15 protein-coding genes are annotated in these 22,114 nt (G+C 58.4%); 9 read left to right on the top strand and 6 right to left on the bottom strand.

The annotated features are described in order from the left end of the window. The 7 genes from AB8W27_RS13670 (at position 1) to AB8W27_RS13640 (ending at position 9,193) form a co-directional block, all read left to right on the top strand. Entirely contained in the window at positions 1-1,119 is a 1,119-nt protein-coding gene (locus AB8W27_RS13670; RefSeq protein ID WP_015740635.1) for an anion transporter, read from the top strand. A gap of 100 nt (positions 1,120-1,219) precedes the next feature. Then, positions 1,220-2,377, top strand: coding sequence for an HlyD family secretion protein (locus AB8W27_RS13665; RefSeq protein WP_041923367.1), 1,158 nt, complete (start codon positions 1,220-1,222; stop codon positions 2,375-2,377). After that, positions 2,374-3,945: a DHA2 family efflux MFS transporter permease subunit gene (locus AB8W27_RS13660; RefSeq protein ID WP_015740636.1), complete on the top strand. Its 1,572-nt coding sequence runs from the start codon at positions 2,374-2,376 to the stop codon at positions 3,943-3,945. The genes AB8W27_RS13665 and AB8W27_RS13660 overlap by 4 nt, the downstream gene beginning before the upstream one ends. A gap of 1 nt (position 3,946) precedes the next feature. Then, the gene (locus AB8W27_RS13655) at positions 3,947-5,488 is read left to right on the top strand and encodes an efflux transporter outer membrane subunit (protein ID WP_041923368.1); all 1,542 of its coding nucleotides are present in this window, start codon (positions 3,947-3,949) and stop codon (positions 5,486-5,488) included. Between the two features lie 226 nt (positions 5,489-5,714). Further along, entirely contained in the window at positions 5,715-7,091 is a 1,377-nt protein-coding gene (locus AB8W27_RS13650; RefSeq protein WP_041923369.1) for a glycoside hydrolase family 1 protein, read from the top strand. 35 nt (positions 7,092-7,126) lie between these two features. Further along, positions 7,127-8,464, top strand: coding sequence for a PTS sugar transporter subunit IIC (locus AB8W27_RS13645; RefSeq protein WP_041924139.1), 1,338 nt, complete (start codon positions 7,127-7,129; stop codon positions 8,462-8,464). Between the two features lie 12 nt (positions 8,465-8,476). Then, a complete protein-coding gene (locus tag AB8W27_RS13640) occupies positions 8,477-9,193 on the top strand; it encodes a GntR family transcriptional regulator (RefSeq protein WP_015740640.1) in 717 nt (238 codons plus the stop codon). A 71-nt stretch (positions 9,194-9,264) separates the two neighbouring features. Here AB8W27_RS13640 and ldtB read toward each other — a convergent pair whose 3' ends face one another. Next, positions 9,265-10,185: a L,D-transpeptidase gene (ldtB, locus tag AB8W27_RS13635; RefSeq protein WP_041923370.1), complete on the bottom strand. Its 921-nt coding sequence runs from the start codon at positions 10,183-10,185 to the stop codon at positions 9,265-9,267. A 219-nt stretch (positions 10,186-10,404) separates the two neighbouring features. Here ldtB and AB8W27_RS13630 point away from each other — a divergent pair, with 219 nt between their 5' ends. After that, complete coding sequence (locus AB8W27_RS13630; RefSeq protein ID WP_041923371.1) at positions 10,405-11,997, top strand: ABC-F family ATPase; 1,593 nt, start codon at positions 10,405-10,407, stop codon at positions 11,995-11,997. An 81-nt stretch (positions 11,998-12,078) separates the two neighbouring features. Here AB8W27_RS13630 and AB8W27_RS13625 read toward each other — a convergent pair whose 3' ends face one another. The 3 genes from AB8W27_RS13625 to AB8W27_RS13615 form a co-directional block, all read right to left on the bottom strand. Continuing rightward, positions 12,079-14,223 (bottom strand): filamentous hemagglutinin N-terminal domain-containing protein, encoded by a 2,145-nt coding sequence (locus tag AB8W27_RS13625; RefSeq protein ID WP_015740643.1) that lies wholly within the window; start codon positions 14,221-14,223, stop codon positions 12,079-12,081. 732 nt (positions 14,224-14,955) lie between these two features. Further along, the gene (locus AB8W27_RS13620; RefSeq protein ID WP_015740644.1) at positions 14,956-17,319 is read right to left on the bottom strand and encodes a TIM-barrel domain-containing protein; all 2,364 of its coding nucleotides are present in this window, start codon (positions 17,317-17,319) and stop codon (positions 14,956-14,958) included. 10 nt (positions 17,320-17,329) lie between these two features. After that, positions 17,330-18,640: an MFS transporter gene (locus AB8W27_RS13615; protein WP_015740645.1), complete on the bottom strand. Its 1,311-nt coding sequence runs from the start codon at positions 18,638-18,640 to the stop codon at positions 17,330-17,332. A 306-nt stretch (positions 18,641-18,946) separates the two neighbouring features. Between AB8W27_RS13615 and AB8W27_RS13610 the strand changes: the two genes are divergently transcribed. After that, entirely contained in the window at positions 18,947-20,017 is a 1,071-nt protein-coding gene (locus AB8W27_RS13610) for a LacI family DNA-binding transcriptional regulator (protein WP_041924140.1), read from the top strand. On the opposite strand, the gene moeB is transcribed toward AB8W27_RS13610, so the two are convergent. After that, positions 20,014-20,772, bottom strand: coding sequence for a molybdopterin-synthase adenylyltransferase MoeB (gene moeB, locus AB8W27_RS13605; protein ID WP_041923372.1), 759 nt, complete (start codon positions 20,770-20,772; stop codon positions 20,014-20,016). The genes AB8W27_RS13610 and moeB overlap by 4 nt on opposite strands. 1 nt (position 20,773) lies before the next feature. Beyond that, positions 20,774-22,003: a molybdopterin molybdotransferase MoeA gene (gene moeA / locus AB8W27_RS13600; protein WP_015740648.1), complete on the bottom strand. Its 1,230-nt coding sequence runs from the start codon at positions 22,001-22,003 to the stop codon at positions 20,774-20,776. Positions 22,004-22,114 lie beyond the last annotated feature (111 nt).

Raw genomic sequence — 22,114 nt, 5'->3', positions numbered from 1 at the left:
ATGTTACGTCGCCTCGCGCGTCCTTTTCTGCACGACAGGTTTTTCCAGCTTTTACTGATAACCGGCGCGATACTGTGCTTTTTTGTGCCTTTCGCGCCGCGGGCGTGGCCGCAGGCGGTGGACTGGCGCACCATTATTACCCTTGCGGGGCTGATGATGCTGACCAAAGGTGTTGAGCTCAGCGGTTATTTTGACGTTCTGGGCCGCCGTCTGGTGCGGCGCTTTTCGACGGAGCGCAGCCTCGCGCTCTTTCTGGTCTGCGCGGCCGCGCTCCTCTCCACCTTTTTAACTAACGACGTGGCGCTGTTTATCGTGGTGCCGCTGACGCTGACGCTGAAAAAGCTGTGCGCCATTCCGGTTAATCGCCTCATTATTTTTGAAGCGCTGGCGGTGAATGCCGGTTCGCTGCTGACGCCCATCGGCAACCCGCAAAATATTCTGTTATGGGGCCGCTCCGGCCTCGCGTTCGGGACGTTTATTTTGCATATGGCGCCCCTCGCGCTGGCGCTGATGCTAAGCCTGCTGCTGCTCTGCTGGTTTTGCTTCCCGGCGAAGGCGCTGCATTATCAGTCGCACGATAAACAGCACGACTGGCAGCCGCGTCTGGTCTGGAGCTGCCTTGCGTTTTATGTCGTGTTCTTAACCGCGCTGGAGCTAAATGTCGCGCTGTGGGGGCTGGCGCTGGTGGCGGCCGGGTTCCTGCTGGTGGCGCGCCGGGTGCTTATCAGCATTGACTGGAGCCTGCTGCTGGTCTTCGTGGCGATGTTTATCGATGTGCATCTGCTGACTCAACTGCCTGCGCTGACCGCCAGCCTGCATCATGTTTCGCAGTTGCCGCCCGCGGGGCTGTACGCGCTGGGCATCGGCCTGTCGCAGTTTATCAGCAATGTGCCGTCCACCATTTTGCTGCTTAATTACGTACCGCCGACGACGCTGCTCGCCTGGGCGGTCAATATCGGCGGATTTGGGCTGCTGCCCGGCTCGCTGGCGAACCTGATTGCGCTGCGTATGGCGGCCGACCGCCGCATCTGGTGGCGCTTTCATCTCTACTCGCTGCCGCTGCTCGTCTGGTCGGCGCTGGTGGGTTATGCGCTGCTCTGGGGGCTCTTTCTCAGATAATGCTAATTTGTCAGTTTTTCCTGGCAAATGTATAGACTGCTCCTAAGTTTAGTAAACGGTATTTTGTGATGGTGTTAACTTACAGGACTGTTGCTGAACTATGGCGGAAAATCACAATAACAACGCTGACGAAGAGAAACGTCAGGACCCACAAGACGATAACAGCAAAAACGAGGATAACGGCAAGGGCAGCAGGAAAGGCGAGGGAGAAACCCGCAAGCGCCCTGGCAAAAAGCCGCTGATTATCCTCGGCATCGTTGTCATCATTATGGTTATCGGGGCCATCATCTGGTGGTTTATGACCCGCAACCTTGAAACCACCGACGACGCCTTTATCGATGGCGACGCCGTGACCGTCGCCCCGAAAGTGGCGGGTTATGTCACTGAGCTGCGCGTCAAAGATAACCAGCGGGTGAAAAAAGGCGATCTGCTGGTCGTCATCGACCCGCGCGACGCCACCGCGCAGCGCGATCAGGCCCAGGCGCAGCTTTCGCTTGCCGAGTCGCAACTGCACCAGGCGCAGGCGCAACTGGCGCTCGCTAAAGTGCAGTATCCGGCCCAGCGTGACCAGGCGAAAGCTCAGGTGCTGCGCGCGCAGGCGGAGCTTGCCAACGCCCGCGCCGAATATCAGCGCCAGCGCGGCGTTGACCCTCGCGCCACCTCAAAACAAAACATCGACGCCGCCAGCGCGCAGTTGCGCAGCGCCGAAGCGGGGCTTGCCAACGCGCAGGCGCAACTGGACGTCGCCGAACAGGTGCAACTGCAAATCCGTCAGCAGGAAACCAACGTGGAAGCCCGCCAGAGCCAGGTGGCGCAGGCCCGCGCGCAGCTGCAAACGGCCGAGCTGAATCTCTCTTATACCGAAGTGCGCGCGCCGTTCGATGGCTACGTCACTAAGCGTAACGTGCAGAACGGTACGCTGGTGCAGGCAGGCAGCGCGCTCTTTTCGATCGTGTCGCCTGACATCTGGGTGGTGGCGAACTTTAAAGAGTCGCAGCTTGAGCGGATGCGCCCTGGCGATAACGTTGAAATCTCGGTGGACGCGTTTCCCGATCTCGAACTTCAGGGCCATGTTGAGAGCATTCAGCAGGGCAGCGGCTCGCGCTTCTCGGCGTTCCCGGCGGAAAACGCCACCGGCAACTTTGTGAAAATCGTCCAGCGCGTGCCGGTGAAAATCGTTATCGACAAAGGCCTTGAGAACTGGAACCAGCCGCTGCCGCTGGGGCTGTCCGTCGAGCCTGAGGTGACGGTGGAATGAGCGAGCAGGCCCACAGCGGCTGGCGCCCGGCCAGCAACCCCTGGTCCGTCGCGATAGTTGTGACGATCGCGGTGTTTATGGAGATCCTGGACACCACCATCGTCAACGTGGCGCTGCCCCACATCGCCGGGTCGCTGTCGTCGAGCTATTCCGAATCCACGTGGGTCCTGACCTCGTATCTGGTGGCGAACGGCATCGTGCTGCCGCTGTCGGCGTTCTTCAGCCGGCTGTTCGGGCGCAAACAGTTTTTCCTTATTTGCATCGTGATGTTTACCGTCTGCTCGTTCCTGTGCGGCATCGCCACCGAACTCTGGCAAATTATTCTGTTTCGTATTTTGCAGGGCTTTTTCGGCGGCGGCCTCCAGCCGACCCAGCAGTCGGTGCTGCTGGATTACTTTAAGCCGGAAGATCGCGGCAAGGCGTTCGGGCTTTCTTCCATTGCGATTATCGTCGCCCCGGTGCTCGGCCCGACGCTTGGCGGCTGGATAACCGATAACTACTCCTGGCGCTGGGTCTTTTTTATCAATATTCCGGTCGGCATCGTCTGCGTGCTGGCGGTGTATCAGTTGCTGGAAGATCCGCCGTGGGAGAAAAAGTCCGAGGAGAAAATCCCGGTGGACTGGACGGGCATCGGGCTTATCGCGCTGGGGCTCGGCTGCCTTCAGGTGATGCTCGATCGCGGTGAAGACGAAGACTGGTTTGCGTCCGATTTTATCCGCACCTTCGCGGTGCTGACGCTTATCGGGATTGTCGGCGCGATTTACTGGCTTATCTATACCCGCCGTCCGGTGGTGGATCTGCATTGCGTGCGGGATAAAAACTTCGCCGTCTCCAGCGTGCTGATGGCGGGCATGGCATTGATCCTCTACGGCAGCTCGGTGGTTATCCCTCAGCTCGCGCAGCAGGATCTCGGCTATACCGCCACCTGGTCGGGGCTGATACTTTCGCCCGGCGCGGTGCTTATCGTCTTTACCATTCCGATTGTGCTGAAGCTGATGCCGCTGGTGCAGACCCGCTGGATCATCGCGTTCGGCTTTCTCTGTCTTGGCGTGTCATTTTTCTGGTCGCGCAATCTGGTGCCGAACGTCGATTTCGAAACGCTGGTGCTGATGCGCAGCGCGCAGTCTGTCGGGCTTGGCTTCTTATTTGTGCCGCTTACTACGATTGCGTTCGTCACCATTCCGCAGCGGCTGAACGCCGACGCGGCGGCGCTGTTTACGATGTTCCGCAACGTCGCGGGCTCGATAGGAATTTCACTCTCCACCGCCGCGATTACCGAGCGTGCGCAGGTGCAGAGCGCCCATCTGAGCGCGCACATGACGCCTTTTGACGAACAGTTCCAGCAGGCGATACGCAGCGGCGCCGAGGCGGTGCGCAATTTCACCGCGCAGCTTGGCGACCCGACCAGCATCGCCACCGGGCAGCTTTATAAAACCATGATTGCCCAGTCGCGCATCCTCGCGTATGTCGACGTATTCACGATGCTGAGCGTGGTGGCAATCCTGTTGATTCCGTTTTGTTTATTGCTTTCGCCCATCAAGAGCGAAGGCTCCGCAGGAGCACATTAATATGTCCGGGAGAGTGACCTTCCCCTTATCACTGACGGCGCTCGCGCTGCTGCTGGCCGGCTGCGCGGTCGGCCCCGATTACCAGCCGCCTTCGCCCGTCACGCCGGGCGCCTTTGGCGAAACGGCCCGGCAGAACGCGCCGGATGTGGCATCTAAGGCGCGCAACACCGCGCCGGATCCGCGCTGGTGGCGCACCTTTAAATCGCCGCAGCTCGACAGCCTGATTGAACGCGCCATCGCCGGTAACTTATCGCTACAGCAAACCGTGCTGCGTATCGCGGGCGCCCGCGAGCAGATAAATCAGGCGGGCGGCGCTTTTTTCCCGGCGGTCAACGGCAACCTGCGCGCCACGCGCCAGCAGCTTGGGCTGGAAGGCGAGCTGAAATCGCATGATGTCTATGGGCAGCTCAATAATGTCGATCCGCAAATCAGTTCGGCGCTCGGGCCGCTGACGCAGCCCATTAATCTGTACCAGGGCAGCTTTGACGCGCAGTGGGAAATCGATCTGTGGGGCAAAGTGCGCCGTCAGGTAGAGGCCGCAGACGCGCAGCAAAAAGCGGCGATTGAGCAGCGCAACGACGCGCTGGTCTCGCTCGAAGCCGAAGTGGCGCGCGCCTGGCTGCAACTGCGCGGCGCGCAGAGCATTCTCGCTACTATGAATCAACAAATAGCCTCGGCGCAGCAGACGCTGGAGCTGACCGAAAGCCGCCAGCAAAGCGGGTTGTCGCCGCAGCTGGATGTGGAAAACGCCCGCGCCCAGCTCGGCACGCTCCAGGCGCAGCTGCCGCAGTATCAGGCGCAGGAGCGTCAGGCGATGAACGGGCTGGCGGTGCTGCTTGGCAAGCCGCCGGGCGCGCTCGACGCCGAATTGCAGGCCGCGCAGCCGCTACCGGCGTTGCCTGAAATCGTGCCGGTAGGCATTCCGTCGACGCTGGCGCGCCGTCGCCCTGATGTGCGCGAAGCCGAGGCGCGGCTCCATGCCGCCACCGCCCAAATCGGCGTGTCGGTGGCGCAGCTCTTTCCGAGCCTGTCGCTCTCCGGTCAGTTTGGGATGCGTAACAGCGAAACCAACTACCTGACCGACTGGAGCAGCCACTTTTACAGCTTCGGCCCGCAAGTGTCGATTCCCATTTTCCAGGGCGGGCGGCTGGTCTCCAGCGTGAAACTGACCCGCGCGGAGCAGGGCGCGGCGGCCTTACAGTATCGCCAGACGGTGCTGACGGCGTTAAGCGACGTGGAAAATGCGCTGGTAAGCTACCGCACCGACCAACAGCGCGAGGCGGGGCTTGAGAAAACCCTGGACGCGCTGCAAACCTCGTTCGAACTGGCGAGCGACAGCTATCGCAAAGGCATCGCCACGTTCATTGAAGTTCTCGACGCCCAGCGCCAGCTAGCGCAGGCCGAGCAGCAGCGCGCGCAGGCGCGGGTGCAGAGCAGCCTGGATCTCGTGGCGCTCTACAAAGCCCTGGGCGGCGGCTGGGAGCCGTATCAGAACGTTCGCCTGCCGGATTACGACGTCTTTGGCCCCGCGCCGCGCGGCTGAACCTGCGATTTTCCCTGTTTCTCCTTCGCAAAGCGGTGAGTGAAAACTCACCGCTTTTTTCTGCCGTGCGCTGACGCACATTTTTTTTCATCGCCATTCCCGACGGTTTTTTTTTACGAGATTGTTCGCAAATTAATCACCTGCGCGTTGGCACCGAACGGCGGTTAGTTATATGACTAGTCATATTAAAACTATGACTTTACATGAAAGCGACAGGAGAAAAATGATGACTCACACGCTGCCGGACGGTTTTCTGTGGGGTAATTCGGTTTCCAGCATGCAGACGGAAGGCGCCTGGAATGAAGACGGCAAAGGCCCGTCGGTGTATGACATACGCGAGGCGAGCGAATTTGCCTCAGACTGGAAAGTGGCGACCGACAGCTATCACCGCTATGAAGAGGATTTCGACCTGATGGCCGATCTGGGCATGAACTGCTACCGCTTCCAGATAGCCTGGAGCCGCGTCTGCCCGGAGGGCGACGGGGAGTTTAACCCGCAAGGCATCGCCTTTTATGAACGCTTTATCGACGGCCTTCTCGCCCGCGGCATCGCGCCGATGATCTGCCTGTATCACTTCGATATGCCGCTGGCGCTGGCGCAGAAATATAACGGCTTTATGGACCGGCGCGTGATGGACGCTTTTGTACGCTACGGGCAGAAGATGATCGACTGCTTCGGCGGTCGGGTGAAATACTGGCTGACGTTTAACGAGCAAAACATCTATCACATGCCGGAAGCGTTCCGGGTAAGCGGCTATTTGCAGGGCGATAAAACGCTGCGCGAGCTGTATCAAATCCAGCATCACGTGATGATGGCGCACTGTCAGTTGACGCACTACCTGCATCAGCAATTCCCCGGCGCGCTGATGGGCGGCATGCTGGCGCATCAGCTTATCTATCCGGCCACTTGCAAGCCGCGCGATATTTTTTGCGCCCAGCAGTATGACGAATTCCTGAACCAGAATCTGCTGCGCGCTTTCGCAGGCCAGGGCTACAGCCCGTCGGTAATGGCGGTAGTGGCGCGCGAAGGGTTCGACGATATCTTCCGGGCAGGCGATCTGGTGCAACTCGCACAGATGAAAAACGACTTTATGGCCTTTAGCTACTACGCCAGCAAAACGCTCGACAGCGACGCCATTCCTGATGACGCGCCGGTGAACGACTGGCTGCGGTATGGCGATAAACCCAACCCGTGGCTGAAGGCCACCGAATGGAACTGGCAGATCGATCCGCTCGGTTTTCGCACCCTGATTACCCGCTATTACAACGACTGGCGGCTGCCGGTCTTTCCGATTGAAAACGGCATCGGCGTTATTGAGCAGTGGGATGGCGTTCACCCGATTGAGGACGACTACCGCATCGCGTATCACCGGGATCATATCAACGCGATGAAAGCGGCGATAACGGAGGACGGCGCGCAGGTCATGGGCTATCTCGGCTGGGGGCTTATCGACATTCTCAGTTCGCAGGGCGATATGCGTAAGCGCTACGGCGTGGTTTACGTCAATCGTGAAAACCATGATCTGAAAGATCTTAAACGTGTTCCCAAAAAGAGCTACGGCTGGCTGAAGCAGGCGATCGCCAGCAACGGCGAGACGCTGTAGCGCGAGCGGGGCGGGCGACGAGAAGAGGCTGAATGATGACGCAAACAACCATAACGCCGAAAATGCAGGCATTTGTTGAGAAATTTGTCGATTACTCCGCGCGTCTGGCGGGGCAGGTGCATCTGCGCTCGCTTCGCGACGCGTTCGCGATGGTGATGCCGGTCTTTATCCTGGCCGGGCTGGCGGTACTGATCAATAACGTGGTGTTTCCGTGGGTGCTGGAGGGCGAGACGCTGGCGCGCTTTAAGATCTGGGGGGAAGCCATCATTAACGGTACGCTGAACATTGCCGCACTGTTGATTGCCCCGATGATCGCCTGGGCGCTGGCGCGCAACCGCAACTTTGGCAACCCCGTTTCCGCCGTGGTTATCGCGCTGTGCAGTTTTATCATCATGATGCCGCTGCGCCTCAACGTGGTGCCGGAAGGCGCGCAGCATGCCGTTAGCGTGACGCAGCTGTTGGCCTTCGCCAATATCGGCTCGACTGGGATTTTTGCGGGCGTGTTGATCGGGCTTATCGCCACTGAGGTGTTTATCCGCATCTCGTCCATCCGCGCGCTGGATATTTCGCTTGGCGAGAATGTGCCGCCTGCGGTAGGCCAGTCGTTTTCCGCCTTGATTCCAACGATTCTCACGCTTTCTGGTTTCGCCATTGTCGCCGCGCTGCTGGCGGGCGTGCTGCATACTGATTTAATTCATCTCATCACCACGCTGATCCAGCAGCCGCTGCGGCTTATCAACACCAGCCTTCCGGGTACGCTTTTTATCTACAGCTTCGGGAATTTCCTTTTCACGCTCGGCATTCATCAGTCGGTGGTCAACAGCGTGGTGCTGGAGCCGTTTTTACTGATCAACACCAACGAGAATATGCTGGCATTCGCCAACGGGCAGCCTATTCCGCACATCATCAATAATATTTTCGTCCCCACCTTCGGCATGATTGGCGGCACCGGCAGCACGCTGTCGCTGCTTATCGCGATTTTCATCTTCGCGCGGCAAAAATCGTCGAAACAGGTTGCCCGGCTCGCGATTTCGCCTGGGCTGTTTAACATCAATGAGCCGGTGATTTTCGGCCTGCCGATTGTGTTTAACCTGCCGCTGATGATCCCGTTCGTGCTGCTGCCTGCCATGGGTATTTTTTTCGCCTGGTGTTGTACGTCGCTGGGGCTGATGTCGCGCTGCGTGGTGATGATCCCCTGGACGACGCCGCCGGTGCTGAGCGCCTGGCTTGCCACCGCAGGCGACTGGCGGGCGGTCGTGGTTCAGTTGATCATCATTGTCTTTGGTGTATTCTTCTACCTGCCTTTTCTCAGGATAGCTGAGCGGGTAGCCATGAAAAACAACGAGATAGCAGACTCCACCCCCCACTCATAACGGAAGCGGCAGATGGCGGCGAAGTACATCGCAATTGCGCGGGAAATCAAAAAACGGATCGTCAGCCAGCAATATCCTGCGAGCGAGCCGCTGCCGGATCAGTTTGCGCTCGCGGAAGAGTTCAACACCAGCCGGATGACCATTCAGCAGGCGATGCGCCAGCTGATTGTCGAGGGGCTGGTGTATACCCGCAAAGGGCTTGGCACCTTCGTGCGGAAAAATTTCCAGCAGATATCCCGCTGGGATCGCCCCGGCAGCGACTATTTCGGCGCCACCCGCACGTGGCAGGGGCTGGGTACGGTCACCAGCGAAATCATTAAATTCGAGCTGCGTTTCCCCGATGAAAAAGAGCAGGCATCGCTGCTCATTGACGCCAGCGCGCCGGTGTATGACTTCGTGCGCCTGCGTCTGGTTAATAACGAGCCAGTGTCGCTGGAGTTCACGCTGATGCCGGTAAACCTGGTGCCGGGGCTTAACAAATCGCATCTCGAAAGCTCGGTATTCGGCTACGTGCAGGAGACGCTGGGGTTGAAACTGATGGGCTCCTGGCGCGTGGTGCGCGCGCTTAAGCCTGGGGAGGCGGATAAGCGTTATTTACAGTGCGACCTCACCGACCCGGTGCTGGAAGTGGAGCAGGTGGTTTACCTGGATGACGGTACGCCGCTTGAATACGCCCGCTGCCATTACCGCTACGATCACGGCGGCATTATCATGGTGAATCACGGCTAGGCGCGGCAGCGCGTATAAAAAACCCCGCGGGCAGCGATGCGCGCGGGGTTTTTTTATCGCCTTGCGGCAGATTAATTCAGACGGACCGGCATGCCGGAACGGTTCTGCACCGCCTGTTCAACGACGTTCTGATCGACATCGCTCTGGCTGGTGACGGTGGTCACCGCTTTGGTGAGCATGATCGGCACCAGTTCGTTGTTGTTGATCTGATCTTCGCTGGTGGAGAGCGGGTTATGCACCTCGATGTAGCGGCTGCCATCCGGCTCGGTGGTCGCTTTCACCGGCTCGTTGACAAACTGCACGCGGGTGCCGACCGGCACGTTCTCGAACAGGAATTTAATGTCTTCGTTACGCAGACGCACGCAGCCGTGGCTGACGCGCAGGCCGATACCGAAGTTGGCGTTGGTGCCGTGGATAGCGTAGAGACGGCCGATATAGAGCGCGTAGAGGCCCATCGGGTTATCCGGGCCAGCCGGTACGACCGGCGGCAGCGGTTCGCCTGCGGCCGCGTATTCCGCGTGCATCTTGGCGGTCGGCGTCCAGGTCGGGTTCGCGCGCTTGCGCTCGACTTTCGTCACCCAGTTGATCGGGGTGTCTTTACCGAGCTGGCCGATACCGATCGGCAGCACGATAACCGTGTTGGTGCCTTGCGGATAGTAATACAGACGCATTTCGGCGCTGTTAATCACAATGCCTTCATGCGGCGTATCCGGCAGGATCAACTGCTGAGGAATGTTCAGAATGGTGCCGCCTTTCGGCAGATACGGGTCGACGCCCGGGTTGGCTTCCAGCATGTTGGAAAGCCCCATCTGATACTGTGCGGCGAAATCTTCCAGCGGCAGATTATTGCCGTCAGGGATCGTCACCACCTGGTTTTCACCCACCAGACGGCTACCGTCGGTCGGCAGAGGATAAGTCACCGCAGAGGCGGAGTTACAAAACCCGACGACTGCGAAGGCTGCCACTAAAAGCGTGCGTAATTTCATCTTCATGTTATGCAAATATCGTTGCCGGACCGGCCGTTAGAGTGAACGAAAGAATACAGGGAGCGCATTATATGTGCATTCTCCGTGGCAGGGAATTGAGATGTGTGCTTATTCACATTTTTTTCCCATTCCTGAGTCAGTGTAGTCAGCCCATTGACGGGGGAAATAAATTCGGAGTTATGGCATAATGCGTTGTTTATCACACATCTTACCCAGGAATTACGCGTGTTAGTTACCAGCAACGTCACCATGCAGTTCGGCAGTAAGCCGCTGTTTGAAAACATTTCCGTCAAGTTTGGCGGCGGCAACCGTTACGGTCTGATTGGCGCCAACGGGAGCGGCAAGTCCACTTTCATGAAGATCCTCGGCGGCGATTTACAGCCGAGCGCGGGCAACGTCTCGCTCGACCCTAACGAACGCATCGGTAAGCTGCGCCAGGATCAGTTCGCGTTTGAACAATACACCGTGCTGGACACCGTGATCATGGGCCACGGCGAGCTGTGGGAAGTGAAGCAGGAACGCGATCGCATCTATGCGTTGCCGGAGATGAGCGAAGAAGACGGCTATAAAGTGGCCGATCTCGAAGTGAAATATGGCGAAATGGACGGCTACAGCGCAGAGTCCCGCGCCGGTGAGTTGCTGCTGGGCGTCGGCATTCCGCTGGAGCAGCACTACGGCCCGATGAGCGAAGTCGCTCCTGGCTGGAAGCTGCGTGTCCTGCTGGCGCAGGCGCTGTTCTCGAACCCGGACATCCTGCTGCTCGATGAACCGACGAACAACCTGGACATCGATACCATTCGCTGGCTGGAACAGACGCTCAACGATCGCGACAGCACCATGATCATCATCTCGCATGACCGTCACTTCCTGAACATGGTCTGCACCCACATGGCCGATCTCGACTACGGCGAGCTGCGCGTCTATCCGGGCAACTACGACGAGTACATGACCGCGGCCACCCAGGCGCGCGAACGTCTGCTGGCTGACAACGCCAAGAAAAAGGCCCAGATTGCCGACCTGCAATCCTTCGTCAGCCGCTTTAGCGCCAACGCCTCGAAATCCCGTCAGGCGACCTCCCGCGCCCGCCAGATTGATAAAATCAAACTGGAAGAGGTGAAAGCCTCCAGCCGTCAGAACCCATTTATCCGCTTCGAGCAGGATAAAAAGCTGTTCCGCAATGCGCTGGAAGTGGAAGCGATGACGAAAGGCTTCGATAACGGCCCGCTGTTTAAAAACGTCAGCCTGTTGCTGGAAGTGGGCGAAAAGCTGGCGATTCTGGGCGCCAACGGCGTGGGTAAATCCACCATGCTGAAAACGCTGGTCGGCGAACTGCAACCGGACCACGGCACCGTGAAATGGTCTGAGAATGCGCAGATTGGCTACTACGCGCAGGATCACGAATATGAATTCGCCAACGATCTGACCGTGTTCGAATGGATGAGCCAGTGGAAACAGGAAGGCGACGACGAGCAGGCGGTTCGCAGCATTCTCGGCCGTCTGCTGTTCAGCCAGGACGATATTAAAAAGCCTGCCAAAGTGCTGTCCGGTGGTGAAAAGGGCCGCATGCTGTTCGGCAAGCTGATGATGGAAAAACCGAACGTTCTGGTGATGGACGAACCCACCAACCACCTGGATATGGAATCGATCGAATCACTGAACGCCGCGCTGGAGATGTACCAGGGCACGCTGATTTTCGTTTCCCACGACCGTGAGTTCGTCAGTTCTCTCGCGACCCGCGTGATTGAAATCACTCCGGAGCGCGTGGTGGATTTCTCCGGCGGTTACGAAGATTATCTGCGCAGCAAAGGCATCGAATAATTACTCGCCTTGCGAAAATAAAAACGGGGAGTCATCTGACTCCCCTTTTTTTATGGACTGGCGTTAAACCGCCTGGGGCGATTAATAGTCGTGTAGATCGTAATACCCTTCAATGCGGCCATGATTCACAAAGCGATCGGTGAAAATCTCATTATCGTCGCTGGAGATTTTAGCGCCTTTATGGTTAGTCACCCGATGGGAACGTAGCGTTATCGTATCGTAAGAATAGAGCGAGCCATCGTTATCCAGTGTATTCACCGCCTCGATTGACAGACCGTCACGGCCATTAATATAACCCCCGTTTTCATTGACGAATGATTTCGCCGCATAAATCGTGATGTCATCGCCGGTCGAAATGCTGCCTTTATTGGAGAAGGTGCTGCTGTTAAGCGTAATCGCGCCGGTGCCTTTGATGGTGCCGTCATTGGAGAAATTGTCGGCGGCGTTGATGGTAATATCGCCCCCTCTCGATTCTACAGCGCCGTGGTTATTCACATAGAAATCCTTATCCGCGTTTACGGTGATGTTCCCGGTTGCTGAAATCGTCCCGTTGCCCACATCAAACGTATCGCCCTGTAAATAAACCGTGTTGCCTTTCAGCGTTCCCTTATCATTATTAAAATAACCGCTGCTCATGCTGATGGTATTACCGGCGATGGTGCCACCGCCATCACACATGTCCGCACTGTTATCGATGGTGTCGGCGACAATATCCAGCTGCCTGGCGCTGAAAATCGCGCCTGCCGTATTGGTTAAGGTTTTGGTATCGACTGTCACATTGCCGACAGCCCCCAGCACGCCTTGCTCGTTATCGAGACTGTGGGAGGCATAGGCATCCAGCGCGTCTTGCGCGTAGATTTTGCCCCGGTTGCGAATATCATGGGTTTGCAGAGCCATATCGCCCGCACTGCTGATGAGCCCGTCTTTTTCATTCTCCAGCGTGTCGCTGGATATCGTCAGCGTGTTTTGCGCCTGTATTTCATTCTGGTTAGTAATCTTATGCGCGGCGACAGACAGCGTATCGGCGCTGATTTCGCCCCGGTTGCTGAGTTTATCGGCGCTGATCGTCATCACGCCGCCGCCGGTCAGGCGACTGCCGTTATCGATATCGCCTGCGCTCACGCTGATATCCTCGCGGGCAATAATTCCCTGACCGTTATTATCCAGCGTCCCGCCGTGGGTATTTATGTTGATATTTTCGGCCGTTATTAACCCGTTAGTGTTGTTATCGAGCTTGCTGCTGGCGATGGCTAAATCGCGCTCGGCCTGCAGGGTGCCATGATCGTTATCGACAGCATGCTGGTTGGTGTCGATAAGCAAGTCTTTATTAGCAGAAATAATATTATTGTTTTCCAGCTCGCCATCCAGCGTGATAGAAATGCTTTCCGCGGCCGTAGAAATAATGCCGTTATTGCGCACGCCGACGCCATCTTCTGTACCAATAAGCTCAATCTTATTCGCATACATCCCGCCGAGACTGGACACATCCAGCGCCAGAGAAGGCTGAGGGCTGAATTTTGCCGGCTTAATTTCCCGCGCGTCCAGCGTCTTATAATTCACTTTGTTGCTGCCGGTGACGATCCGCAAATCGCGCGCCGTGAGCTGAGCATTCACGACTACGGAGCGGGAGATAATATCGGTGTAGTCCGTCGCATGGTCGTCCATGCCTTTACCGGTAATTACGATTTTGCCGTCCGTGACGTTAAAGCCGCTGACTTTACCGCCTGTCATGTCAACGCTGCCGGTGACCAGCGTCGAGCGACTGGTATTGATGAAACCACAGCCGTCACAGGTGATGCCCGAAGGGTTAGCGATGATAACCGCAGCCTGCTGGCCCGCCACTTCCACCATGCCGTTTAACTGGCTCGGGTTAGAAGAGGCCACTTCGTTTAAAATCACGCTGGCGCTGCCGCCTGACATATTCGCGTTGCCGTTGACATTGCCGGCAAGCGTTGTGTTACTGCTGCCTGCGCCATTATTCAGCACCACGCCTGCGCTGTTCACGTCGAACTGTTTGTAGTAGTTATGCGAAACGCCGCCGTTTGATGGCGCGCTGACGTCAACCACCGTCGCGCCGTTGCCCGCCACATTAACCGTGGTGGTGGGGGATTTTTGCTGATCGACAACAATCGCGGCGTGAGCCTGCGACACCAGCCCAAGCGCAATCCAGGTACTGAAGCAAAGGGCGCTGATACGATAGCGCGGCGACGACACTGACATTTTCATAAATAATCCTTCATTTAGCAGAAAATAAAATAGCCTGCCGCCTTTATTGCAGGCAGACCGTTCTTTTCTCATCAAGAGAAATCCTGAGGGCAATAGCGATACGGCGCGTTATTTATCTGGCGCAACTCTCTGACGAAATATGAACGTTACAGGTGGGCATCGCGCCACGCTCCTTGTGTGGTTATTACGCATCCCTGCAAAGAATAATGTTAAGGAATGCTAATTATCTTTCCATTGAAAACCATGCGGGTCGTAGTAGCGATAAACGGCCTTATGTTCCAGAAAAAGCTCTAAAAAAAGCACTGGCAGCGACGGTAACAAACCGGATTTCTCAAGTCAGATGGTTAATAACGATGGATTAGCGATGGTTAAGTGTTTTTACTTATCAATCAATACGAAACACTATGATATTTTTGGTGTGAATTATTCGCACTGGCTTTTTTATAGCTAATGCTTTGATTAACATGAAAATAATAAGAGGCGTAATGCTAACGCGAACCCAGCCAGAAAGTGCGATTCCGGATGATATATAATGCTAAATAATCACTGATACCAATGATAAAAATATAATGTGACGTAATAACACACTTTTTCTCCGTCATTATTTGCCTGAATAATTATGCAGCAAAAATAGATTTATTATTTGACGTGTAATCATGGAATTGTTCAGATAAAAAAAACGCCGCGGCAGGATGGCGGCGGCGTAGTGATTGCAGCGTATTTGTTCCGGCGTTAACGCTCCCAGCGCTGCCCCGGCTTGCCGTTAATATACAACGTGCGGTGCTCATCGGCAGGGAGCGTAACGTCAATGGCATCCCATGCCGGACGGTAATCGCCAGTCACAGAGAACGTCAGATAAATGGCGTCGGCGGTGCATTGCATCTGCCAGTTCACCCACAGGGCGTTACCCTCACGATACCCCCAGGTTTCACCGTCATCTTCAAACAGCAGGCCTGCGGTATCGCCGTGGCCCGGCACCGGGAAAAGCCTCAGCTCGCGCGTGTCGTCGCGCTGCGCATCGACATGGCGCAGTCGCGCGCTGAGCGGCAGGCCGCTGCCTGCGCGCACCAGCAACGGCAGGCGCTCAAGCGGCGCATCCAGCGTCACCTGCTGACCGCCCGCATACCAGCGTCCCGTGTGGAAATCGTACCAGCCGTGGTCATTCGCGGGCAGCCAGAGCGTGCGGGTACGCGCGCCGGGCTCCACCACGCTTGCCACCAGCAGATCGCGGCCCAGCATAAACTCGTCGCACGCCTGGAAGGTCTGCGCGTCATGTTCGTGGTCGAGGAACGTCGGGCGCAGCATCGGCTCATCATCGTCATGCGCCTGCCACAGCAGCGTGTAAAGGTAAGGCAGCAGACGGTAGCGCAGTTCGATGGCGCTGCGGATCGCGGGCGTCACCGCCGGGTACATCCACGGCTCGTTAACGGTCTGATCGTCATTCCACGAGTGAATGGTAAAGCGCGGATGCATCACGCCGTTCTGCACCCAGCGCACGAACAGCTCCGCGTCTGGTTTGTCGCCGGAGAAACCGCCGACGTCGTGACCGACGTTATACAGCCCCGACAGGCTCATACCCAGCCCCATGCGAATGTTGTAGCGCAGCGTCTGCCAGCTGGTGCGGTTATCGCCGCTCCAGGTCTGGACGTAGCGCTGCATCCCCGCGCAGCCGGAGCGCGAAATCAGGTACGGGCGTTTCTGTGGCGCGAAGGTCTGCTGGGCCTCCATTGAAGCGCGCATCATCAGGAGCGGCATCACCGGGCGGATATGTTTAATCGCCACCGGCTCGCCGAAGCCGTGGCAGCGCGCTTCGCCGTCCCAGACCTCATATTCGTTATTGTCGTTCCAGGTGGAATCGATGCCCATCTCAAGCAGCTGCGTGGTGACGCCGTTCTGCCACCAGGCGATGGTCGCCGGGTTGGTGAAATCAAGGTGCGAGCCTTCGTCATCCCAGAAGCTGGAGCGCTCCGGCGCGTCGGTTTCGGAATCGCGGATAAACAGCCCCTGCTGCGCCACTTCCGTATAGCGCGGGTGATCCTGCAACAGGCAGGGCTTGATATTCGCGGCGAGCTTCAGCCCGGCGTCATGAAACGCCGCGCTCATCGCTTTCGGCTGCGGCACTTTGTCGTAGTTCCAGTTAAAGACGTAGCGCTTATTATTGATGGAGGTATAACCCGACGAGAGCTGGAAGGAGTCGCACGGGATAGCCTGCTCCTCGCACAGGCGAATAAAGTGCATCAGCTGATTCTGCGCATCCGGCGCGTCGGTGTAATGCATCGTTGAACCGCTGTAGCCGAGGCTCCATTTCGGGCCGAACAGGGTTTTCCCGGTCAGGCGGACAAACGCTTTGGTGACATCCAGCACGCGCGGGCCGACGAACAGGTAGTAATCGATATCGCCCGCTTCGGCCTGCCAGCGGCGGTAGGGCAGGTGATAGTTGTCGATTTCATTACCGAGATCGAGCCAGCAGCTGCTCAGGTTGTCGTAAAACAGCCCGAAGCTGACCTGCTCGCGGCGGGTAATGGTAAACGGGATATGTTTATACAGCGGATCGGTGCTGGCGGCGTTATAGCCCATCGCGTCAAGGTTACGCATCTCGAAGCGGCGGCCGGTGCGCTCCAGGTCGCCCGCTTTTTCGCCCAGCCCGTAATACCGGTCGTCTTTCTGGCGGCGCTGATAGTGCGCCACGCCGTCGCCATGCGCGTTCATCAGGTAGGCGCTGGTGGGGCGGTCGCTGGTGAGAAACTGCCAGTGGCCGTCATCGTCGCGGTAATGCCACTCCAGCCACAGCGGCTGATGCACCGTTACGCGCAGGCGTTCACTGCTGATGACCAGGCGCTCCGGCGTTTCGTCGAGCGTAAAGCCCGGCAGGCTGAAGCCGTCGAGACTGTCGCGCGAGCGGCCTTCCCATGGCGTGTCGTCGCCTGGCGCGATGCTCCACGTGCGGTTGAGCGCATACGCGCCGCGGCGTTTCACCGCCACGCGGAACAGGCCCGGCTCCAGCACCCACAGACAGAGCGTATGGGCGTCATCGACGGTCAGCTCGACACGATGGTCGTCGGCGTGGGTGAATCTCCAGTGTTTGAGGGTTTTCATTCGCATCTCCCTATGAAGCGCGCTTGTTGCGGCGCTCGGCAATAAAGGCAACCAGGAACACGGCGCCAATCAGGTCAAAGAACCCCATGGCGACAAACAGCGGGTTAAAGCCGATTTTGTCGGCAGTTACCCCGATAATCAGTGAGAACAGGAAGCTGGCAATCCAGGCGCAGGAGCCGCGCATTCCGTTAACGGTGGCCATCTGGCCGCGATCGAACGATTCCACCACCAGCGCGCTCAGCATGCAGGAAATAATCTGATGCCCGAAGCCGCCGATGGAGATAAGAACGATGGTGATGTACGGGTCGCGCGTCAGGGTGACAATCGCCAGCGACACCATGAGGAACGCGCCGGTCACGGAGCTTGCCACCACCGAGTTGATCTGCGTGCAGCCGAACACGCGTACATAAAGCTTCGTGAGATAGCCGCTCGCCACCGAGCCTAAATCGGCAGCCAGGAACGGCAGCCAGGCGAACATGGCTATCTGCTTCAGATCCATGCCGTGCTCTTTGGCGAGGTACAGCGGCACCCAGAAGCTCATCACCGCCCAGGCGGGCTCGGCCATAAAAGCCGGAATGGCGATGCCGTAAAAACGTTTGTTCTTTGAAACGGTTTTCAGCGCGGTAAAGAAGGGCAGGCGTACCGGCGGCGGCTCGTTATCCTGGCGAATGAACGCGAGTTCTTCCTGGCTCAGGCGCGGGTGGTTTTCCGGGTTGTAGTAAAAGAGCCACCACAGCACGACCCAGACCAGCGCCAGCACGCCGGTAAACAGAAACGCGCCCTGCCAGCCGAAGGAGATATGCGCGAAGTAAATAATCGGCGGCGCCAGCATCGCGCCGATGGAGAACCCGACGCCCGCCCAGCCTGCGGCGACCGGACGCTCTTTTTTCGGGAACCATTCGCCAAGCGTTTTGGCGTTGGCAGGCGTCGCCGCCGCTTCCGCCGCGCCCATAAAGAAGCGCAGGATCGCCAGATGCAGCCAGCTACCGGCCCCGGCATGGAGAATACACATCAGCGCCCACAGCGAGGCGCAAATCAGAAAGCCGATTTTTAAACCAATGACATCGATCAGCCAGCCGCACAGCGGCTGAAACAGGGTATAGGCGAGCTGAAACGCGCCCACGATGTAGGAGTACTGTTCGGTGGTGATGCCCAGGCTCTCTTTCAGCTCGGGCGCAAGAATGCCCAGAGAGTTACGGGTGATGTAGTTGACGGTCACGCCCATCAAAAACAGCACCAGCACCCACCAGCGCAGATGACGGATGGCGCGGCGGGTACGGGTTTTCACCGCGCCGACATCCTGATTAATGCTCTGACTCATTTATTCTTCTCCACGGTTAGCCTGACGGGTATAACAACTCGCATTCCGGACGCTCCGAAAACCACAGCAGAGACCGCTATTTATTTGAATTAACATCATTTTTTGTAGGGGTGTCATACGCGTTTTAGATAAAAGCTGTACGACAACCTGAGAGTAGAGCAGCAGCTGGAATGGTAGTAGCCTCTTTTATGCAAGGATTTTCATAAAAGACCCTGACTGTGTTAAAAGAAGCCTTATGGGAAGGGATATATCGTAAAAAATACATGTGAAAAATTTTTCATTTCACAACCGGAGATGGATCACAAAATGAGTAAAAAGCTCCAGGTCGCCCGGATCGCCGAACAAACCGGTCTTTCGCTCAGCACCGTTTCCCGCGTGCTGGCGGGCAAAGCCAATACCAGCGAAAAAGCGCGCCGCAGAGTGCGGGAGTGCGCGAAAGCGCTGGGCGTGCTGGAGGATATGGCGGCAGGCAGGCTGCTGCTCAACAGTCTGGTGGTGTTCGCGCCGCGCCGCGCGTTTGATGAGCGGTCCGACATCTTTTATTACCGCGTGATCCAGAGTATTAACAAAGCGCTGGAGCCCCATGAAGTGCGGCTGCGCTACTGCGCGCTGGAGGAGAACGACGCGGACGCCAACCTGTTTCTCGCCCGCATGAACGATCCCCAGACCGAGGCGGCGCTCCTGCTCGGCATCGACGATCCGCACATTCACGATCTGGCGTGTGATGTGGGCAAGCCGTGCGTGCTCATCAACTGCCGCGATCGCAAAATGCGCCTGCCTGCGGTCGCGCCGGATCACCGGGCGATTGGCGAGAACGCGGCGCGCTATCTCTTTGAGATGGGCCACCGCGAGGTGATGAACGTGCTGTGTCTGCGGCGATATACGATGGAGCTGCGTCTGGCGGGCATCCGCGACGCCTGGGAGGCCCAAAACCTGGCGTTTGACGAGAAAAGACACTTGCTGACGGCGCCTGATTTCAGCGCCAGGGGCAGCGAGGCGCTGGTCACGCGGTTTCTGGAGGAGACGCCTGCGGCGCTGTTGCCTGGCGCGCTGCTGGTGGGCGGCGATTTTATGGCGGCGGGCGCGGTGAAAGCATTACAAAACGCCGGACTGCGGGTGCCGCAGGAGATGTCCGTGATGAGCATCGACGCCTTTAACCTGGCGGCCATTGAAGATGTGCCGCTGACGGCGGTGCATGTACCGCGCGACGCGCTGGGCGAAGAGGCGGTGTTTATGCTGCAACAGCGGCTCATTCGCCCGCAGGCCGCGGTCGGCACGCTGCTGCTGAATGGCACGCTGGACGTGCGCGAATCGGTGCGCCGCGTCAGGCCGGGGCGTGGGAGCGCCAGCGTGCAGCGCGACGGCCTGTACGATTAACGCCCGTCGCCGCAGACCTCGCAGTGCGGGTTGCACGCCAGTTTCATTTCGCGAAACTGCGTGCGCAGCGCGTCATACATCACCAGCTTTCCGGCGCACGGTTCGCCATAGCGCGCCAGCACTTTGATGGCTTCCATCGCCTGCAACGATCCAATAACGCCCACCAGCGGCGCCATCACGCCCGCTTCCACGCAGGTCAGCGCGTTGTCGCCAAACAGGCGGCTCAGGCAACGGTAGCACGGCTCGCCAGGCTGCCACGTAAAGACGCTGATCTGGCCCTCCATGCGGATAGCCGCGCCGGAGACCAGCGGCACTTTATGATGAAAACAGAGCGCGTTGAGCTGATTGCGCGTCGCCACGTTATCGGTGCAGTCGAGCACCAGATCGTGGCGGGCGATAAGTTCCGCGAGCGCCGCGTCATCCAGCTGCGCGTTGACGGCGTCGATAACGCAGTGCGGGTTAATGGCGCTGAGCGCCTCACGCGCGGATTCCACCTTCGGCTGGCCGATGGTGGCGTCGCGATGCAGCACCTGGCGCTGGAGATTGGAAAGCGCCACCGTGTCGAAATCGAGCAGCGTCAGCCTGCCGGTGCCCGCCGCCGCTAAATAAGGCGCGGCGGCGCAGCCAAGACCGCCGAGTCCCACCACCAGCACACGCGCGGCTTTCAGCCGCTCCTGGCCGTCAAAATCGAAATCCCGCAGGATGATTTGCCGGTTATAGCGCAGCATCTCGGCATCGCTTAACGCCTCGGTCATCTCAGCCTCCGAACAGGTGGTTAAACAGCTCGACCTCAACCCATTCGCCCGGCTCGACGTTGCCGCGCTCGCGCTCCAGCACGATAAAGCAGTTGCCCTGGCTAAAGGAGCTGAAAATATGCGAGCCCTGATGGCCGGTGCTCACGACTTCCGGCAGGCCGTCCGCGCCGGTGCGCAGTACGCCGCGCTGGAAATCGAGCCGTCCGGGCGATTTTTTCAGCCGTGTCGCCGCACGCACGCGCAGGCGCGGCGTGGCGACATCCTGCTGACCGCTCAGTCTCGCAATCAGCGGGCGCACCAGCTGATAGAACGTGACGGCCGCGGAAACCGGGTTGCCCGGCAGCCCGCAGAACCAGCTGTTGGCGAGGCGGCCAAAGGCGAACGGTTTGCCAGGCTTGATGGCGAGTTTCCAGAAGCCGATTTCGCCAAGCTCCTCCAGCAGCGTTTTGGTGTAGTCCGCTTCGCCGACGGAAACGCCGCCGGAGCTCAGCACCAGATCGGCCTCGCGGTCTGCTTCCAGGAATGCGGCGCGCAGGGCGTCCGGGTCGTCGCGGATAATGCCGAGGTTAACCACGTCGCAGCCGAGCGCTTCAAGCATCAGGTGCACCGCGAGACGGTTGGTGTCATAAATCTGGCCTTCCGCCAGCGGCTGGCCGGGGAGCTGGAGTTCATCGCCGGTGGAGAAAATCGCGACCCGCGGCTTGCGCACTACCTCGACTTCGGGAATGCCGAGCGAGGCGAGCAGCGGCAGTTCGGCGGCGCTCAGTTTCTGGCCTGCCTCCATCACCACCGCGCCCTGACGAATATCTTCGCCGCGACGGCGGATGTGCTGGCCCGCGCGCACGTCGGCGGTAAAGCGCACGCCCGCGTCGCTGGTCTGCGCCTCTTCCTGCATGATGACGGCCTCTGAACCCGGCGGCACCGGCGCGCCGGTCATGATGCGGATAACCGTGCCCGCGGGCCACTCGCCGCTAAACGGCTGGCCCGCGAACGCTTTACCCGCCACCGGCAGCCACTCGCCGGACGCGACATCGGCCAGGCGCACGGCGTAGCCATCCATCGCGGCGTTATCAAAGCCCGGCACATCCAGCGGCGAGGTGACCGCGCGTGCGGTCACCCGGCCCAGGCTTTTCAGCAGCGGCAGCGTTTGCGTCTCACTCAGGGGAACGATGCGGGAAAGCATCTCCTCAAGGGCGGTTTCCAGGGACATCAGTCCGGCGGTCGGTTCCATGTTTCACTCCAGCGCGACAATCACAAAACGCCTATTATGACAGAAAGGGCGGCAGGGATGCATGTTTCGCCCTCAGCCGCGCCCGGCGGGCTTTACATCACATTTACCTCT

Source organism: Cronobacter turicensis, from assembly GCF_041222865.1.
Taxonomy (GTDB): Bacteria; Pseudomonadota; Gammaproteobacteria; order Enterobacterales; family Enterobacteriaceae; genus Cronobacter; species Cronobacter turicensis.
The sequence above is the reverse complement of the archived record's forward strand: the minus strand, read 5'-3'. Positions and strand labels throughout refer to the sequence as shown.

What these genes read in the sequence shown, in the direction of transcription:
- AB8W27_RS13670 (WP_015740635.1), top strand. Translation starts at nt 1, where the DNA reads ATGTTACGTCGCCTCGCGCGTCCTTTTCTGCACGACAGGTTTTTCCAG.
- AB8W27_RS13665 (WP_041923367.1), top strand. Translation starts at nt 1,220, where the DNA reads ATGGCGGAAAATCACAATAACAACGCTGACGAAGAGAAACGTCAGGAC.
- AB8W27_RS13660 (WP_015740636.1), top strand. Translation starts at nt 2,374, where the DNA reads ATGAGCGAGCAGGCCCACAGCGGCTGGCGCCCGGCCAGCAACCCCTGG.
- AB8W27_RS13655 (WP_041923368.1), top strand. Translation starts at nt 3,947, where the DNA reads ATGTCCGGGAGAGTGACCTTCCCCTTATCACTGACGGCGCTCGCGCTG.
- AB8W27_RS13650 (WP_041923369.1), top strand. Translation starts at nt 5,715, where the DNA reads ATGACTCACACGCTGCCGGACGGTTTTCTGTGGGGTAATTCGGTTTCC.
- AB8W27_RS13645 (WP_041924139.1), top strand. Translation starts at nt 7,127, where the DNA reads ATGACGCAAACAACCATAACGCCGAAAATGCAGGCATTTGTTGAGAAA.
- AB8W27_RS13640 (WP_015740640.1), top strand. Translation starts at nt 8,477, where the DNA reads ATGGCGGCGAAGTACATCGCAATTGCGCGGGAAATCAAAAAACGGATC.
- ldtB (WP_041923370.1), bottom strand. Translation starts at nt 10,185, where the DNA reads ATGAAGATGAAATTACGCACGCTTTTAGTGGCAGCCTTCGCAGTCGTC.
- AB8W27_RS13625 (WP_015740643.1), bottom strand. Translation starts at nt 14,223, where the DNA reads ATGAAAATGTCAGTGTCGTCGCCGCGCTATCGTATCAGCGCCCTTTGC.
- AB8W27_RS13620 (WP_015740644.1), bottom strand. Translation starts at nt 17,319, where the DNA reads ATGAAAACCCTCAAACACTGGAGATTCACCCACGCCGACGACCATCGT.
- AB8W27_RS13615 (WP_015740645.1), bottom strand. Translation starts at nt 18,640, where the DNA reads ATGAGTCAGAGCATTAATCAGGATGTCGGCGCGGTGAAAACCCGTACC.
- AB8W27_RS13610 (WP_041924140.1), top strand. Translation starts at nt 18,947, where the DNA reads ATGAGTAAAAAGCTCCAGGTCGCCCGGATCGCCGAACAAACCGGTCTT.
- moeB (WP_041923372.1), bottom strand. Translation starts at nt 20,772, where the DNA reads ATGACCGAGGCGTTAAGCGATGCCGAGATGCTGCGCTATAACCGGCAA.
- moeA (WP_015740648.1), bottom strand. Translation starts at nt 22,003, where the DNA reads ATGGAACCGACCGCCGGACTGATGTCCCTGGAAACCGCCCTTGAGGAG.